This is a genomic window from Bdellovibrio sp. HAGR004 (genome assembly GCF_055397015.1).
Genome location: NZ_AP029176.1, coordinates 1,473,563 through 1,487,628 on the forward strand (window position 1 = coordinate 1,473,563; position 14,066 = coordinate 1,487,628).

Annotated in this window: 15 protein-coding genes; 11 read left to right on the forward strand and 4 right to left on the reverse strand. The window is 49.7% G+C overall.

Translation table 11 applies throughout. The features are described 5' to 3' along the window. The first annotated feature begins 13 nt into the window (after window positions 1–13). Entirely contained in the window at window positions 14–2,347 is a 2,334-nt protein-coding gene (locus tag ACZ5ZV_RS07340) for a fatty acid cis/trans isomerase (protein ID WP_464120774.1), read from the forward strand. Here the strand turns inward: ACZ5ZV_RS07340 and ACZ5ZV_RS07345 are convergent. Continuing rightward, window positions 2,344–2,931, reverse strand: a complete 588-nt coding sequence (locus ACZ5ZV_RS07345) for a histidine phosphatase family protein (protein ID WP_464120775.1) — start codon at window positions 2,929–2,931, stop codon at window positions 2,344–2,346. The two genes, ACZ5ZV_RS07340 and ACZ5ZV_RS07345, sit on opposite strands and share 4 nt — an antisense overlap. Window positions 2,932–2,985: 54 nt before the next feature. On the opposite strand from ACZ5ZV_RS07345, the gene ACZ5ZV_RS07350 reads away from it, so the two are divergent. Together ACZ5ZV_RS07350 and ACZ5ZV_RS07355 are read left to right on the forward strand one after the other, a co-directional pair. Continuing rightward, a complete protein-coding gene (locus ACZ5ZV_RS07350; RefSeq protein ID WP_464120776.1) occupies window positions 2,986–3,702 on the forward strand; it encodes an EI24 domain-containing protein in 717 nt (238 codons plus the stop codon). 42 nt (window positions 3,703–3,744) lie between these two features. After that, window positions 3,745–4,194 (forward strand): Fur family transcriptional regulator, encoded by a 450-nt coding sequence (locus tag ACZ5ZV_RS07355; RefSeq protein WP_347359090.1) that lies wholly within the window; start codon window positions 3,745–3,747, stop codon window positions 4,192–4,194. Here ACZ5ZV_RS07355 and ACZ5ZV_RS07360 read toward each other — a convergent pair. Beyond that, window positions 4,188–5,720, reverse strand: coding sequence for a sensor histidine kinase (locus ACZ5ZV_RS07360; RefSeq protein WP_464120777.1), 1,533 nt, complete (start codon window positions 5,718–5,720; stop codon window positions 4,188–4,190). The genes ACZ5ZV_RS07355 and ACZ5ZV_RS07360 overlap by 7 nt on opposite strands. Window positions 5,721–5,845: 125 nt before the next feature. Here ACZ5ZV_RS07360 and ACZ5ZV_RS07365 point away from each other — a divergent pair, with 125 nt between their 5' ends. The 4 genes from ACZ5ZV_RS07365 to pstB all read left to right on the forward strand — a co-directional run bounded on the left by ACZ5ZV_RS07365 (window position 5,846) and on the right by pstB (window position 9,487). Then, window positions 5,846–6,847, forward strand: coding sequence for a PstS family phosphate ABC transporter substrate-binding protein (locus ACZ5ZV_RS07365; RefSeq protein ID WP_464120778.1), 1,002 nt, complete (start codon window positions 5,846–5,848; stop codon window positions 6,845–6,847). A 73-nt stretch (window positions 6,848–6,920) separates the two neighbouring features. Further along, the gene (gene pstC, locus ACZ5ZV_RS07370; RefSeq protein ID WP_464120779.1) at window positions 6,921–7,796 is read left to right on the forward strand and encodes a phosphate ABC transporter permease subunit PstC; all 876 of its coding nucleotides are present in this window, start codon (window positions 6,921–6,923) and stop codon (window positions 7,794–7,796) included. After that, on the forward strand, window positions 7,796–8,713 hold the full coding sequence (gene pstA, locus ACZ5ZV_RS07375) for a phosphate ABC transporter permease PstA (protein WP_464120780.1): 918 nt from the start codon (window positions 7,796–7,798) through the stop codon (window positions 8,711–8,713). The genes pstC and pstA overlap by 1 nt, the downstream gene beginning before the upstream one ends. 3 nt (window positions 8,714–8,716) lie before the next feature. Continuing rightward, window positions 8,717–9,487, forward strand: a complete 771-nt coding sequence (gene pstB / locus ACZ5ZV_RS07380) for a phosphate ABC transporter ATP-binding protein PstB (RefSeq protein WP_464120781.1) — start codon at window positions 8,717–8,719, stop codon at window positions 9,485–9,487. A 185-nt stretch (window positions 9,488–9,672) separates the two neighbouring features. Here the strand turns inward: pstB and ACZ5ZV_RS07385 are convergent, their stop codons facing one another. Continuing rightward, complete coding sequence (locus tag ACZ5ZV_RS07385; RefSeq protein ID WP_464120782.1) at window positions 9,673–9,870, reverse strand: hypothetical protein; 198 nt, start codon at window positions 9,868–9,870, stop codon at window positions 9,673–9,675. 60 nt (window positions 9,871–9,930) lie between these two features. On the opposite strand from ACZ5ZV_RS07385, the gene ACZ5ZV_RS07390 reads away from it, so the two are divergent. From ACZ5ZV_RS07390 to tnpC, 3 genes are read left to right on the forward strand one after another with little or no spacing between them, the layout of a single operon-like run. After that, a complete protein-coding gene (locus ACZ5ZV_RS07390) occupies window positions 9,931–10,341 on the forward strand; it encodes a hypothetical protein (protein ID WP_464118810.1) in 411 nt (136 codons plus the stop codon). Then, window positions 10,341–10,745 carry an IS66 family insertion sequence element accessory protein TnpB gene (tnpB, locus tag ACZ5ZV_RS07395; RefSeq protein WP_464118791.1) on the forward strand — a complete coding sequence of 135 codons (405 nt, stop codon included), beginning with the start codon at window positions 10,341–10,343 and terminating at the stop codon, window positions 10,743–10,745. Before ACZ5ZV_RS07390 ends, tnpB begins: the two co-directional genes overlap by 1 nt. Continuing rightward, window positions 10,746–12,311: an IS66 family transposase gene (gene tnpC / locus ACZ5ZV_RS07400; RefSeq protein ID WP_464118790.1), complete on the forward strand. Its 1,566-nt coding sequence runs from the start codon at window positions 10,746–10,748 to the stop codon at window positions 12,309–12,311. It begins immediately after the preceding gene. A gap of 6 nt (window positions 12,312–12,317) precedes the next feature. Here tnpC and ACZ5ZV_RS07405 read toward each other — a convergent pair whose 3' ends face one another. Continuing rightward, window positions 12,318–13,088 carry a hypothetical protein gene (locus ACZ5ZV_RS07405; protein ID WP_464120783.1) on the reverse strand — a complete coding sequence of 257 codons (771 nt, stop codon included), beginning with the start codon at window positions 13,086–13,088 and terminating at the stop codon, window positions 12,318–12,320. A 153-nt stretch (window positions 13,089–13,241) separates the two neighbouring features. On the opposite strand from ACZ5ZV_RS07405, the gene ACZ5ZV_RS07410 reads away from it, so the two are divergent. Continuing rightward, a complete protein-coding gene (locus ACZ5ZV_RS07410; RefSeq protein ID WP_464120784.1) occupies window positions 13,242–13,991 on the forward strand; it encodes a hypothetical protein in 750 nt (249 codons plus the stop codon). Window positions 13,992–14,066: the final 75 nt, after the last annotated feature.

A 14,066-nucleotide genomic window follows, 5' to 3' on the forward strand; every position in this document is an offset into this window, starting at 1 on the left:
GGAGTCCCGGAATATGCAATTTATTAAAGTCGTTGTCTTTTGTTTTATTTCAGTGATTTCTCTCACTGCGGGGGCGGAATCGTCCCAGGTTATAACAGAGGACTTTTATAGCCGTAAAATCCAGCCGATTTTTGACAATCGCTGTCTGGCTTGCCATAGCTGTTTTAATGCTCCCTGCCAATTAAACCTGCAAAATTATGAGGGCTTCCAGCGAGGGGCCAATAAACTCAATGTCTATGATGGCACACGACTTAAAAGTGTCACCCCCTCACGTCTTTGGATTGATGCCCATGGCAGCCAGTGGAAGGAACGCGGCTTTTATGACGTCAGCACCAGCAAAGACCCTGAACAGAATCTGTTTTTCCAAATGATTCAGTTGCGGAATGCGGCGCCGGGAAAAGCTATTAAAAAGCAGGTCGCGGATTCTCAGGTCTGCGCTCAATCCATGAATGATTTCCCGGCTATTGCCAAAAACACCCCAGAACTTGGAATGCCCTATGGCTTACCGGCATTAAGTCATGAAGAGCTGAAGACTTTGAAAACGTGGGTTGAACATGGGACTCCAGGCCCGGACAAAAATAGCTTGGAACAGCAGGAAAAGCCTTCGCCCCAGGTTCGTCGGGTGGTTGCGGACTGGGAATCCTTCTTAAATGAAGAAAACGACCGTCAGCGTCTGGTCAGCCGCTATCTGTATGAACATCTGTTCCTGGCGCATCTCTATTTCCCGGAAAAGAACGATGAGTTCTTCCGGCTGGTTCGTTCTCGCACTCGTTGTTCCAAGGGTATTGATGAAATCGCCACACGCCGACCTAATGATTCGCCAGGGGACGGTAAGTTCTGGTACTGCCTGCGTAAGTTCCCCGGCAGTTTGGTTCTGAAAACCCACATTCCCTATGAATTGAGCGCCAAGAAGATGGCGCGCTTCAAAGAGATTTTCCTGAAGGAAAAGTGGTCTGTGACGACGTTGCCAAGTTATGAGCCCGGAGTTGCTGAAAATCCGTTTATCGCCTTTAAGGATATTCCGGTTAAAGCCCGCTATCAGTTCCTGCTGGACGATTCTCAGTATCATGTCAGCACCTTTATCAAGGGCCCGGTGTGCAATGGCAGTATGGCCGTGAATTCGATTCAAGAGCAGTTCTATGCCTTCTTCCTGGATCCGAACTCTGATAACATGGTTCTTTCCAAGGACTACGAAGACAAAGCCGCAAAGCTTTTGATGCTTCCCGGAGTCTGGGGCAGCGATGTGGACGTGAAGGAAACAGCAGTGTTTTACAAGACACTGGTGGACCACCGGGAAGCCTATCGCAAACTTCGCACGGCCGAGGTGCAAAAGCTTCGTCCTGATGGTTATTCACTGAAAGATATCTGGAACGGGGATGGTGTCAATCCAAACGCGGCTTTGACGATTTTCCGTCACGACGACAATGCGGTGGTGAAAACCGGGGCCGTGGGGGATTTGTCAAAAACAGTGTTCGTCATGGATTATCCACTGATGGAACGCTTGGTGTATAATCTGGTTGTCAATTTTGACGTGTTCGGAAATATCAGCCACCAACTGTTGACCCGTGTTTACATGGACATGATTCGTATGGAGGCGGAAGAGCTGTTCCTGGCCTTCCTGCCTGCGGAGGAACGTCTTTCTTATCGCAGGGCATGGTATCGTGGGTTGTTGGCCCAGGTGAAAATGTCTTACATCTTCCCGACGGTGGGTTCCGCCGAACCGACCGGGGTCAAATTTAACGAGGACAATAAAACCAAGAAACAGTTTGTGGAAAAAGTTTTGTTCTTCCACATGAACGAAAAAGTTCGTGGGCCTTTTGATTTTGTGAACTGGAAAAGTCTGGAAGTTCCCGACAGCATGAAACCTTTGTGGAAGGTGGAAGGTATTGATGTAGAGCTGCGAAAGATCGCGGCCGTGAAGGCGCACAAGGAAAGCCCGTTTGCCCGATACTTCCCGGATCTGGCTCTCTTAAAAGTCAACGGGGTCGGAGGCAATCAGAAAGTGTTTTCGATCATTCACAATAAAGAGCACGAAAATATCTCGTGGATTCTGGGTGAATCTTTGCGCATGGATCCTGAGAATGACACCCTGACCATCCGTGAAGGATTCTGGGGTTCTTATCCTAATATGATCTTTGAGGTGAAGGAAAACGAACTTCCAGCCTTTGTACTGCAGACCCGAAATATCAGGAATGCAAAGGACTATCAGGGGTTGGTGCGACGTTATGGTGTTCGTCGGGGCAATGATAAATTCTGGCGCGTCTATGACGATCTAGGTCGCTATATGCGCCAGACAGATCCAGTCAATTTCGGTTATCTGGATCTGACTCGCTATGATCTGCATTAGAAAATAAACTTTTCTGCCGAGGGGTCCCACTTCACTGTGTAAACCACGCAGTTCGGAGTGGGCAGGGCCTCGATCAAATCCGGTCGCAATGAATGAAGGAACCGACGCATGATCAGACCGTGAGTGCAAAGGCCAGCGGCCTTGAAGTCCTTTTGTTTGCACAGTTCAGTCAGGCCGGCAGCAAAGCGTTGGATGGCTTGATTGGATGATTCGGCGCCAGGGAAACGAAAATCGCCATCATGATTCTGAATGGCCAGCCAGTTTTCCCAGGCGGGAGCTCCGAACTTTTCGGCCACCTCTTCACGGGTCCAGCCTTCAATGTCCCCCAAAAAGACTTCGCGGAAATGAGACGAAATAAACAACGGGTGCGCCAGCTGTGTGTTGGCAATCTCGGCTGTCTGGCGGGCGCGGCTCAGATCGCTGCTGACGAAAAGATCCACAGGGTTGTGCTGAAAGAAATCCTGCAGAGCCAGAGCTTGATTCTGGCCTTCGGAATTCAGGGGGATGTCAGTGTGTCCCTGCAAGCGGCGCTGATGATTCCAGTCGGTCAGCCCGTGACGGAAGAGATGAATGATTTTCTGCATAGTGGCTCTATTGAAGCACTTGCCACACACGACGGAAAGGGAAAAAATCTGAATATGAACAACATTTTTCGCGCTCTTCGTCAGTCCTTTGAGGCACTTTTGAAAATTCGCATGTTTTTACTGATCATGGGGCCTCCGGTGGTGACGGTACTGGGGCTGTTGATCCTGTTTTTGGTATTTTGGTCGACGTGGACCGAAGGGTTGGCGCATCTGATTTCGCATCTGTGGGGCTTTCAATGGATTCAAAGTGTGACCGGTTTTACCGAGCTGGCATTTTGGATGGCGGTTCTTTTTCTGATTTTGGTCTTTTTGCCGCTGGCCTATGTTTTAAGTGTGTTGATCGTTTCTATTTTTGTGATGCCTGTTGTGCTGAAGTGGGTGGGTGATGGTGAATACAAACACCTCGAAAAGCGCCGGGGTGGCAGTGTCGTGGGCAGTGTTTGGAACACGCTGAAGGCGACGGCGATATTTGCAGTGGGCTTTGTGATGACGCTGCCGTTGTGGTTTGTGCCCGGATGCCAGATTCTGGTGCCTGTGCTTCTGACAGCGTGGCTTAATAAAAAAGTATTTCTGTACGATGTGCTCCAGGACTACGCTTCGAAAGAAGAGCGCAGACGTATTGAAAATGAGGAATCTGCCGGACTTTACGGCATGGGGCTTTTGTTAGGACTGCTCTCATATATCCCGCTGGCCTTCTTCTTTGTGCCTATCATTTCAGCCCTCAGTTACACCTATTACGGTTTAAATGCACTGGAGGACCGTCGCCGCTAAATCTGTGGATTTTGGGGGCAAAGTGGTGTATTTCCTTGAGTTATGACGAAGTGCGGCCACGAAAGAAAGAACATCGATATCGACTCGCTCAATGAGCGGGTTCGTAAGGCGGGGATGAAGCTCACCCAGCAGCGCAGTCAGCTGCTGAAAATCCTGCTTCATCATCCTGAACCGATTTCGGCCGATGAGATCTTCAAAAAAATTGACGACAAGTCCGATGGTATGGATCTGGTGACGATCTATCGCATTCTGAAAAAATTTGAAGAGGCCAATTTAGTGTCGCGCCTGGAATTCGGCGATGGGGTGGCGCGCTTTGAGCTGACCTTGGAATCAGGTCATCATCATCACCACGTCATCTGCCGCCAGTGTCAGCGGGTTGAGCCACTTCACATCTGCGATCTGGATCAACACATCAAGATGGTTGAGGCCATGGGCTACAAACAAGTGGCGCACCGGCTTGATTTCTTCGGTGTGTGTTCTCGCTGTCAGTAGTCGAGCGAGTCTTCCTCCTGCCAGCGTGGCAGTTTAATCACAAAAGTCGTGTTCGGAGTATCGGGCTGCAGGTGCAGGTCGCCGTTGTGACTTTTTATAATTCCCGCAGATATGCTCAACCCCAGACCTGTCCCTTTGCCAACTTCTTTCGTGGTGAAAAAAGGCAGCATGATTTGGTCTGCGATGATGTCGGGGATGCCGTTGCCGGAATCAATCACTAGGATTTCAACATGATCCTCGGTTTCCTCCACCTGAATTCGGATCCACTTGTCTTTTAGATTGGCAATGGCATCGAAGGAATTATTCAAAAGGTTCAGTAAGACCTGTTCAATTTGAATCAGACGGCATTCCACTTCCAGATCAGGGTCGATGGGAAGCACCTCGACTTCCACACCATGGTTGTAAAAACGTGTGCGGCAGAATTCTAAAGTTTCATCGATGATCTGTTTGACTGGCACGACTTCGAAGGGGTCATAAGTCCCTTCGCGGGCAAACGAACGCAGGGACTTGATGATGCGGGCGATCTTGTCGGCGGTGCGACTGATACTTTCTGAGGCCTGTTTGATTTTGACCGGGTCCATCTTCCCAGAATCGACCATCTGCTGAAGTTGGAAGGCGCGGGCCTGAATCACCGTCAGCGGATTGTTGATCTCATGGGCAATGCCTCCGGACATTTCACCCAAGGCCGCCATTTTTGTCGAGGAAATCATCTTGGCCTTGGCTTCAGCCATCTGCATTTCAGTTTGAATTTCTTCAGTGGAATCCCAGGCCACACCGTACATGCGCGGAGTTCCCGAGGAGGTCATGAATTTGCCATAGCATTCGATATGGTGGACCTCTTTGTTTTCATAGGTCACGCGATAGGTGACATAGAAGTCCTGGTGATTGGCGACAGCCTCGTGAACCTTGCGGTTGACGTTTTCCATGTCTTCACGGAATCCGCGCTTCCAAACCTCGGTCATGGGATCTAATTCAGAATTTTCAGGAACATCGTGCATGGAATACATTTTACTGTCCCAATGCAGGTGGTTTTGTTCGATGTCCCATTCCCAGGTTCCCATGTTGGCGGCAGACAGGGACAGGTTCAGTTTTTCGATGGTCTTTTTCAGGTTCTCTTCGTACGTTTTGCGGTCGTTCACATCCGTGGCGATCCCCAGCACGCTGTTGACCTGGCCCCGTTCATCGCGTGAAAAGGGGGTGATGCGATCGTTGATCCAGTGGTATTGGCCCTGGCTGTCCTTGAAGCGATATTCGATGGAAATGACCTCGCCCTCCTTCAGAGTTCGGGATCTTTCGATGGCGGCATTCAGGACCGGGACATCATCCGGGTGCATAGACCGGGCGTAGTATTCTGTGCCCTGAGCCCGGATCTCTGCCAGGGTGTAGCCATAGAGGTCCTTCACCCGGTCATTGAACCACACCATATTGACCTCGTTCAGATCGAATATGTAAACGCTGTTGGGGATCGTTTGATTGATCTTTTCAAGGAGGGTGTTCTTATCATTCAAAAGGTCGGCTATTTTCATAAATAGGTTTCAGTCTAATCCAAGATTCTTGTAACGCGAAACGGCTAAAATCATAATAAAACCTTAACATTACAGTCTTCCGACACGGTGCTAGACTTTGGCCTATAAATCCATAGGAGATTTCTATGTTTACCAACTTGGTTGCGTCTTTGTTCTTTGTTATCGGTGCGTCCGTGGCTTCTGCCCAGGTTCCTGTTATTAAGATCGACGGTTCTTCAACGGTGTTCCCAATCACAGAAGCAATGGCTGAAGAGTTTCAAACAGCTCAGCGTGGGAAAGTGCGTGTGACCGTGGGGATCTCCGGAACGGGTGGTGGTTTCAAAAAATTCTGCCGTGGCGAGATCGACATTCAAGATGCCTCCCGTCCTATTCAAACCTCCGAAATGGAAGCCTGCCGCAAGGCTGGTATCAAGTTCCTAGAGCTTCCGATTGCTTACGATGCAACAGCGGTGGTGGTGAATCCTAAAAACACCTGGATCAAGTCCATGACCGTGGCTGAGTTGAAAAAGATGTGGGAGCCAGCGGCCCAAGGAAAGATCACCAAATGGAGTGACGTCAACCCAGCGTGGCCGAAACAAAACCTTAAACTTTACGGCGCCGGTTCAGACTCTGGAACTTTTGACTACTTCACAGAAGCGATCGTCGGGAAGTCCAAGTCCTCTCGTGGTGACTATACGGCCAGCGAAGATGACAACACCCTGGTGACCGGGGTTTCCAACGATCTTTATGCACTTGGCTATGTTCCTTTGGCTTATTACGAAGAAAACCGCTCGAAGCTGAAGGTCGTTGCTATTGTGGGGGGCGATAAGGCTCCTAAGAAAAACGAAGCGGTGCTTCCAGGTCGTGAAACCGTTGAAAATGGCACCTACTTCCCACTGTCTCGTCCAATCTTTATCTATGTCAGTGAAAAATCCATGGCAAAGCCTGAGATCAAGGAATTCGTTAACTTCTATCTGAACAACTCCTTTGAGATCGTGCCCCAGGTTAAATATGTTCCGCTTCCTGCAAAAGCCTATGAAAGCGTGAAAGAGCACGTGAAAAAGAACAAGGTGGGAACTGTCTTCGGGGGGCACTCTGAAGTGGGTCTTAAAATTGAAGAGTTGATGAAGCGCGAAGGTTCGTTGTAGTTTAACCATCGTGGGTAAAAGCCAACTTAGAAAACTTTCTGAATTCACATCCGCTGACCATCCGGTTCGGCGGATGCGTCGTCTACGGGAACGTGCCATTGAAACAGTTTTGTTTCTGGCGGCGGCCTCTTCGGTTTTGGTGACCATCGGAATCGTGGGGATTCTGGTGGTGGAAAGTCTGCCGTTCTTCGAGCATGTGACTTTAAAAGAATTCCTGACCGATACGCAGTGGACACCTCTTTTTGAAAACGCCCGATACGGTATTTTGCCTTTGCTGAGTGGAACTTTGCTTTCCACGGTGATTGCGCTGACCGTGGCGATTCCCCTGGGGACAGTCGCGGCAGCTTTTTTAAGTGAATACGTTCGCCCCAGCTGGCGTGAAGTTCTAAAGCCTATGTTAGAGCTTTTAGCGGCCGTGCCGACAGTGGTCTACGGCTATTTCGCATTGCTGTTTGTGACACCTCTTTTGCAAAAAATCATTCCGACTTTAAGTGGCTTTAACGTGCTCAGTGCCGGGATCGTCATCGGAGTGATGATCGTGCCTTACGTCAGCAGTCTCAGCGAAGATGCCATGCGCTCAGTGCCGAATCATTTGCGTGAGGCCTCTTTTGCCGTGGGGGCGTCTCGTATGCAGACAGCCTTCCGGGTGGTGATCCCTGCGGCCTTTTCGGGAATCACTTCGGCCTATGTTTTGGGGATCTCGCGCGCTTTGGGTGAAACGATGGTTGTTGCCATTGCCGCGGGTATGCAGCCGAATCTGACCCTGAACCCGACAGAGCCTGCGGCGACGATCACCGCCTTTATCGTTCAAGTCAGTCTGGGGGACTTGCCTCACGGTTCCATTGGTTACCAATCCATCTATGTGGCAGGGTTAAGCCTTTTGGTGCTGACTTTGTGCTTTAATATCGTTGGCCTTTGGCTGCGCAAAAAGTTCCAGGAGAAAGAATAGTGGAATCCCGTCAGGATCTTTTAGCCAATATCAAGCGCCGTCAGTTGTGGGACTTTGTGTTTGCTATGATGGGGCTTTTGGCGTTGCTTTTTGCTTTGGTGACGTTGCTGGCTTTAATCGTCGATCTGGCGATCACCGGTGTTCCACGCATTAATGCTGAGTTTTTTGTAAACTTCCCCTCACGCTTTGCTGAAAAAGCGGGGATCTTGTCAGCCTGGGTGGGGTCTTTCTGTATCATGATCACCACCGCGTTCTGTGCCATCCCGCTGGGGGTGGCTGCCGGGGTTTATCTGGAAGAGTACGCTAAGAAAAACTGGGTGTCTCAAATCATTGAGCTCAATATCATCAACCTGGCCGGAATCCCATCGATCACCTACGGTCTGATGGCGTTGGGCTTGTTCGTGTATAAGCTAAAATTGGGGCAGAGCATTCTGACCGCTGGCTTGACCCTGGGGCTTTTGGTTTTGCCTATTATCATTGTGACCACGCGGGAAGCTATTCGCGCGATCCCTAACACCATTCGCGAAGCCAGTTACGCCATGGGGGCCAGCAAGTGGCAGACGGTGCGCTATCATATTCTGCCATATTCTTCCGGCGGGATTTTGACCGGAGTGATTATTTCCCTGTCGCGTGCAATCGGGGAAACGGCACCCTTGATCACCATTGGGGCGCTAACGTTTATTGCGTTTTTGCCAACGCCTCCGATTGACGGGCAGTTCCCTTATGTGAACTTTAAGTGGCTCATGGATCCATTCACCGTGATGCCGATTCAGATGTTTAACTGGTTGTCACGCCCGCAGCCCGAGTTCCATGTGAACGCGGCGGCCACAGGGGTGGTTTTGCTTGTGATGACTTTGATTATGAACGGTGGGGCGATCTATCTGCGCTCCCGTTTCCGTAAAAAGATGAAGTGGTAGTTTATGCAGCAGATGAATTTGCGGGCTGAAGTAAAGAATTTGATTTTTTCTTACGGCGATAAAAAGGTGCTTAATGGCATCACGTTGCCAATCTATGAAAACCGCGTGACGGCATTGATCGGTCCATCAGGCTGCGGGAAGACCACGCTGCTTCGTTGTTTCAACCGCATGCACGATCTGTATGCCAATGCCCAGTACAATGGTGAGATCCTGCTGTATCCAGATCAAAGAAACATTCTGGGTAAAGAAATCGATCCGATGGAAGTGCGCATGCGTATCGGGATGGTTTTCCAAAAACCCAATCCGTTCCCTAAGAGCATCTACGACAATGTCGCCTACGGCCTGACGGTTCGCGGGGTTAAAAAGAAAAGCTTCATCGAAGAACAAGTCGAAAAGTCCCTGCAGCAAGCCAGTCTGTGGAACGAGGTCAAAGACCGTTTGCACTCTTCCGCAACGGCCTTGTCCGGCGGTCAACAGCAGCGCCTGTGTATCGCGCGCGCCTTGGCGACAGAGCCCGAGATCCTGCTCTTGGATGAACCAACATCAGCCTTAGATCCGATCTCCACTCGTCACATCGAAGAGTTGATTCAGGAACTGCGCAAAGACGTGACCATCGCTATTGTCACCCACAGTTTGCACCAGGCAGCCCGCGTGTCCGATTTCACCGCCTTCATGTATTTGGGCGATCTGATCGAATTCGGAGCCAGCGACCAAATCTTCACCAACCCGAAAGACCAAAGAACCGAAAACTACATCACCGGCCGCTTCGGGTAAAACCGTTGAAAAAGGCGCATCTGACTGCGTTGTCGGGGGACCTCTTTCGCTCCGACGTGCAGGAAGCACGCCTCCGCTTCAGAGGAACCCCTCCGCCTTGCATCTGCACCTTTTTGAACGGTTTTCCTAAAAGGTGCCTGGTTGTTTTTTCTGGCTACAGTGCGTCGTTGGCGCATCTGATCGCTTTAGAAGATGATGTATCTAAGGCTTAGTTTGGCGTAGTAGGCGTTGCCGATGTCGACCTTGTTCTTGGGGTTGATCTCGTAGTTTTCGGCTTGGAAGAATTGACGGTCGAACGAATGGCCCATTTCTAAGTCTGCGAACATGGATTTTGATAGTGGGGATTTGATACCCACGAAGAATTTCTTTTCATCATAGAACAATCGTAACCCCTGCGTAATACGCGTCTTCCGTCCGATCCACCGTCCTGTCATGCTCGGGGCATGAGCGAAACCAATAAAATCATCGAAGAAATCAAGCAGATCAAAGAACAATACCAAGCCGAGGTTGGTAGCGAACGTAAAGCCTGGCCCAATGCCATCAAAGATCGAGTTAGCAAGCTGTACGCCCTTGGTATGAACGGCAAGGCCATATCTGTGGCCATTGATATATCATACTACTCGATTCTGGAATGGCGGCCAGAGGGACTTCCGGATAGCCGCGGCCGCAAGGCCGCCAGTCATTTTCATAGCCTGCCGGTGGTCAAAAAAACTAAAATTGGGACCGTCACAATACCAACTTTATCACCGGATCATAAAGTTGAGATGGTCACAGTCACAACTCCAGATGGATACCTAATCTGCCTCCCAGAACACAAGGCTGTATCCTTTCTAAGTCAGCTTCGGGAAATGTGATGTTTGTTGACCGAAAAGGACTCCGAGTTTTTGTGTACCGCGACGAGATTGATATGCGTTGTGGATTTGAGCGATTGCACTCTCTGTGTGTACATCAAATGAATGCCATTATGGATCAAGGGCACATTTACCTGTTTTTTGGAAAGAACAGGAAGCGGGTTAAAATACTGGTTTATGACGGCAGTGGCCTGGTGCTGATTGCAAAGAGGATTGAACGAGGTCGGTTCATGTCATTATCTGAGCTCCTCGGTCGGTACGAGATTTCGCAGGACGAGCTTAAGTTGATTCTTCATGGCAGTGTTGTACGCAAACCCGTCGTTGACAGATCATTGTCGCCACAAAGTCCAGTGACGCAAAGGGAGTCTGTTGAACTCCCGAAAGGACTCAGCCAAAGTCATCCATAGATGGCACAAGATGATCTCAAGAAAATAAAGAAAATCCTCAAAGAGGAAAGCCCAGAGCTGGTTGCGCAGCTGATGGCGAATCTTATTGAGCATAATCGCAAGCTTGAAGCTCGGATTGAGGCCATCGAAAAGCAGCGGTTTGAGAAAGAGCAGTCGGCATTTGCAATGGAGGAGCAAGTAAAGCTTCTTCGTCGCAGTCTTTTCGGTAAATCCTCTGAGAAGCGCGCCGAGGCTACAGACCGTCCCCGCGATAGAAGCCAAACCGAAGCACTTCTATTTAGTCAGGCAGCTTTCCCGGCGGAAGTATCCCGAGAAGATCAAAAGAAGAATAAATGGGCCAACCTGCCAGAATTAGAAATTGCTCACCACCTTAACGACGACGAACTCAACGAAGAAGCCAAATCACGTGGCATTGAAAACCCACAGCCTGCGATGTGGAAAAATACTGGCCTGTACGACGAATCCTTCCGTATTCAGATAATCGAACGCTCTTACGTCAAAGAAGTTCATAAAAAGTACAAATATAAGCTTGATCCCAAATTTAACTCGGATCCGGACAAAGAAGTCATCATCACCGCCAATGGCCCCTCCAGCCTATTGCCTGGCATGAACTATTCGACTGACTTTGTGGTCAGTGTCGTGGCTGATAAGTATATCAGTCACATGCCTTTGGAACGGCAAACCCGAGAGATAGAGTCCCTTGGTCTTAAAGGGATCAAGAACAGTACATTGTCACGCCTTAGCGGGCTTGCAGCAGCAAGCCTTGAACCTGTTCAGACGGAAATCTTGAGCGAGCTAAAATCAAGCGATCTAGCACTTCACTTGGATGAAACCCCATGGGGTATCCAAAATAAGAACGAAAAAGACGGATACATGTGGATCGTGAGCAATCGCTACGGCAGTCACTATTTGTTCAAACCAACTCGTTCTGGGCAAGTCGTGCAAGAGTTTTTAAGTGGCTATACTGGTCCCGTGGTTACCGATGGTTATGGCGGTTACAACGTACTTGAAGAAGCTGGCATTCCTCAGGCATTTTGCTGGGCGCATGCGCGCCGAGAATTTATAAAAATTGAAGACCATGATCCCACCGTAAAACCAATACTGGATGACATTGACAGGTTGTTTGAGATTGAGCGAGGGGCCACGTCGTTTGAAGAACTTCTGCGTTTGCGAAATGAGAAAAGTCGCGCCGTCGCCGAAGATCTTCACCAAAAACTTTTAGAAGAGCACCCCAAGTCCCGTCCGGGAAGCCAGAAGCGCAAGGCCATTGAGTATCTTACCAAGAGATGGAATGGGTTTACGTTATTCTTGAGGGATCAGCGTATCCCGCTGTCCAACAATGAAGCTGAACGCACCATCCGTCATGCCGTAGTGGGGCGCAAGAACTATTACGGATCTGGAAATCATGCTGGCGCGGAAACTGCTGCTACGTTATTCACAATTATCGAATCCTGCAAAAAGAACGACCTCGATCCGAGAACGTACCTTTCAATGGCGCTACACATGGTGGCCGAAGGAAAAATCCCACCAACACCCCTGGCACACGCACGAGCCATCCGTCAATAGCGCGTATTACGCAGGGTTTACGAACAATCTGTCGGCGCGGTTTTCGCGGCCATAGGGCAGATAGGTCACCTGAGAAAAATCCAAACCCGTATAAGCTTGTGCGTAGTCATTCAATTTATAGTACACAGAGCCCTTGATGATCCACGGAACCAGGGTGAAGAAGTTGACGCCCCATTTGTCGGCGAACTGCCAGTTCAGAGAGGCAAATGGCGCCCCCAGAACCAGGCGGAATTCTTTCGAGGGGAAATAGAACCAGGCAAAGCCCGGAAGTGGGATGTTGTTCAGGATCGGACGGTTGTTAGAATAGTTCGCCAGCAGCAGCCAGCTGCTTTTTTCGTCGCTGGGGTAAGAGTACATTGCTGTCAGACCCAGAGTTGAAACGGTGGGGTCATAGAATGGTTTGTCGCTGGCAGAACCATAATTCATCATCACAGACCACATGCGTTTTTCGCTGAGCAGTTGGGTGTAGCTTGCCCCGAATTTGATATCGTAAAGCTCTGAATAACCATTCTGCGAAGGATCGACTTTAAGCTGATCGCCGGAAAAAGAAACACTGAAAGACTCGGAATCCGTCTTATAGACAGGCACCAACGAATTAAGTGACTGATAAGACATGTTGGCGCGTTCCTGGGGGAACTCGGCCTTATCATAAAAAGTGCCGCTGTAACTGAAGATCGTGCGCTGCTGCCCCGGCGGAGTCAGGCCCTGCGCCAATTCAAAGGCGTTGGCGAACAGGGGAGCGCTGAGAATCAAGACTGAAGCCAAAAACTTGTTCATAGAAAATTAGCATAGCGAGGTCTTTGTCAGTTTACAATGCGATTTCGTTGCGGGGGTCGAACTATCTGTCGAAAACTTACTTACATGATCTTAACTCGAGTTTTAAAAGAAGCTTGGATAGCGTGATTTCATCCCTTTTCAAGCAGGTGAATCATGTTAAGCCGAGGCAGAAAAATTCTCTTCGCTTTAGCGGCGGTGGGTGTTCTTGGGGCGATGGCCTTTAAAGAAATGACCCCAAAGCAACAAGGCTCTTGTCTGCAGATTTTCTTTGATCCAGAAGGGGAAGCTCAGGTGCAGTCCGGCCGCGCGTTCGCAGTCGCTCTGCAGCGTCTGTTGTCGCCTTATGAAGGGGTGCTAATCCACAAGGCTCCCATTGATCTGTACCAGCGGGGGATGATCGGGCTGTGTGATAAAAATATTTATATCGGAACTCATTTTGACCATCGCGTTCCCCGGGTATTCGTTGAAGACTTTATGAATGCCAGGGGGAGCGTTGCTTGGTTCGGTTACAATATCTGGCAAATGGGTCCACGTTTAGAGACAGACCTTGGATTGCGCTTCCTTCGCTCGGCAAGGCCCGATGCGCGTGGTTTTTTTGACGAGATCGTCTATGAAGGTGGGACCTTCAAAAAAAGTCGCGACAACCGCGTTTATGAACAAGTTGAGCTTCTGCCAGCGGATGTTTCAAAGTTCGTAACGTTGGCAGAGTCCAGAAACTCCCGCACCCGCGAACTGGTGCCCTATATCGTGCGCTCGAAAAATCGTTTTTATATTGCCGATATTCCTGAAATAGAAAACTCTGGGGGCCACGTCAGTTTGATGCTCGCTGAAGTCATGGCGCATTTCATGGAAGAAGCGACTCACTCAAGGCCCAAACCCAAATTCATCGCCGCCACCGAATAACAGGCGCCTGTTGGCGGCCCTCCGTGCGGTGGTCCAGTTTTCTGGCTACACTGCGTCTGGGGCGTCCTTCTTGGG

Excerpts from the sequence above, each read along its gene's own strand:
- ACZ5ZV_RS07340 (WP_464120774.1), top strand. The coding sequence starts at position 14 with ATGCAATTTATTAAAGTCGTTGTCTTTTGTTTTATTTCAGTGATTTCT.
- ACZ5ZV_RS07345 (WP_464120775.1), bottom strand. The coding sequence starts at position 2,931 with ATGCAGAAAATCATTCATCTCTTCCGTCACGGGCTGACCGACTGGAAT.
- ACZ5ZV_RS07350 (WP_464120776.1), top strand. The coding sequence starts at position 2,986 with ATGAACAACATTTTTCGCGCTCTTCGTCAGTCCTTTGAGGCACTTTTG.
- ACZ5ZV_RS07355 (WP_347359090.1), top strand. The coding sequence starts at position 3,745 with ATGACGAAGTGCGGCCACGAAAGAAAGAACATCGATATCGACTCGCTC.
- ACZ5ZV_RS07360 (WP_464120777.1), bottom strand. The coding sequence starts at position 5,720 with ATGAAAATAGCCGACCTTTTGAATGATAAGAACACCCTCCTTGAAAAG.
- ACZ5ZV_RS07365 (WP_464120778.1), top strand. The coding sequence starts at position 5,846 with ATGTTTACCAACTTGGTTGCGTCTTTGTTCTTTGTTATCGGTGCGTCC.
- pstC (WP_464120779.1), top strand. The coding sequence starts at position 6,921 with ATGCGTCGTCTACGGGAACGTGCCATTGAAACAGTTTTGTTTCTGGCG.
- pstB (WP_464120781.1), top strand. The coding sequence starts at position 8,717 with ATGCAGCAGATGAATTTGCGGGCTGAAGTAAAGAATTTGATTTTTTCT.
- ACZ5ZV_RS07390 (WP_464118810.1), top strand. The coding sequence starts at position 9,931 with ATGAGCGAAACCAATAAAATCATCGAAGAAATCAAGCAGATCAAAGAA.
- tnpB (WP_464118791.1), top strand. The coding sequence starts at position 10,341 with ATGTTTGTTGACCGAAAAGGACTCCGAGTTTTTGTGTACCGCGACGAG.
- tnpC (WP_464118790.1), top strand. The coding sequence starts at position 10,746 with ATGGCACAAGATGATCTCAAGAAAATAAAGAAAATCCTCAAAGAGGAA.
- ACZ5ZV_RS07405 (WP_464120783.1), bottom strand. The coding sequence starts at position 13,088 with ATGAACAAGTTTTTGGCTTCAGTCTTGATTCTCAGCGCTCCCCTGTTC.
- ACZ5ZV_RS07410 (WP_464120784.1), top strand. The coding sequence starts at position 13,242 with ATGTTAAGCCGAGGCAGAAAAATTCTCTTCGCTTTAGCGGCGGTGGGT.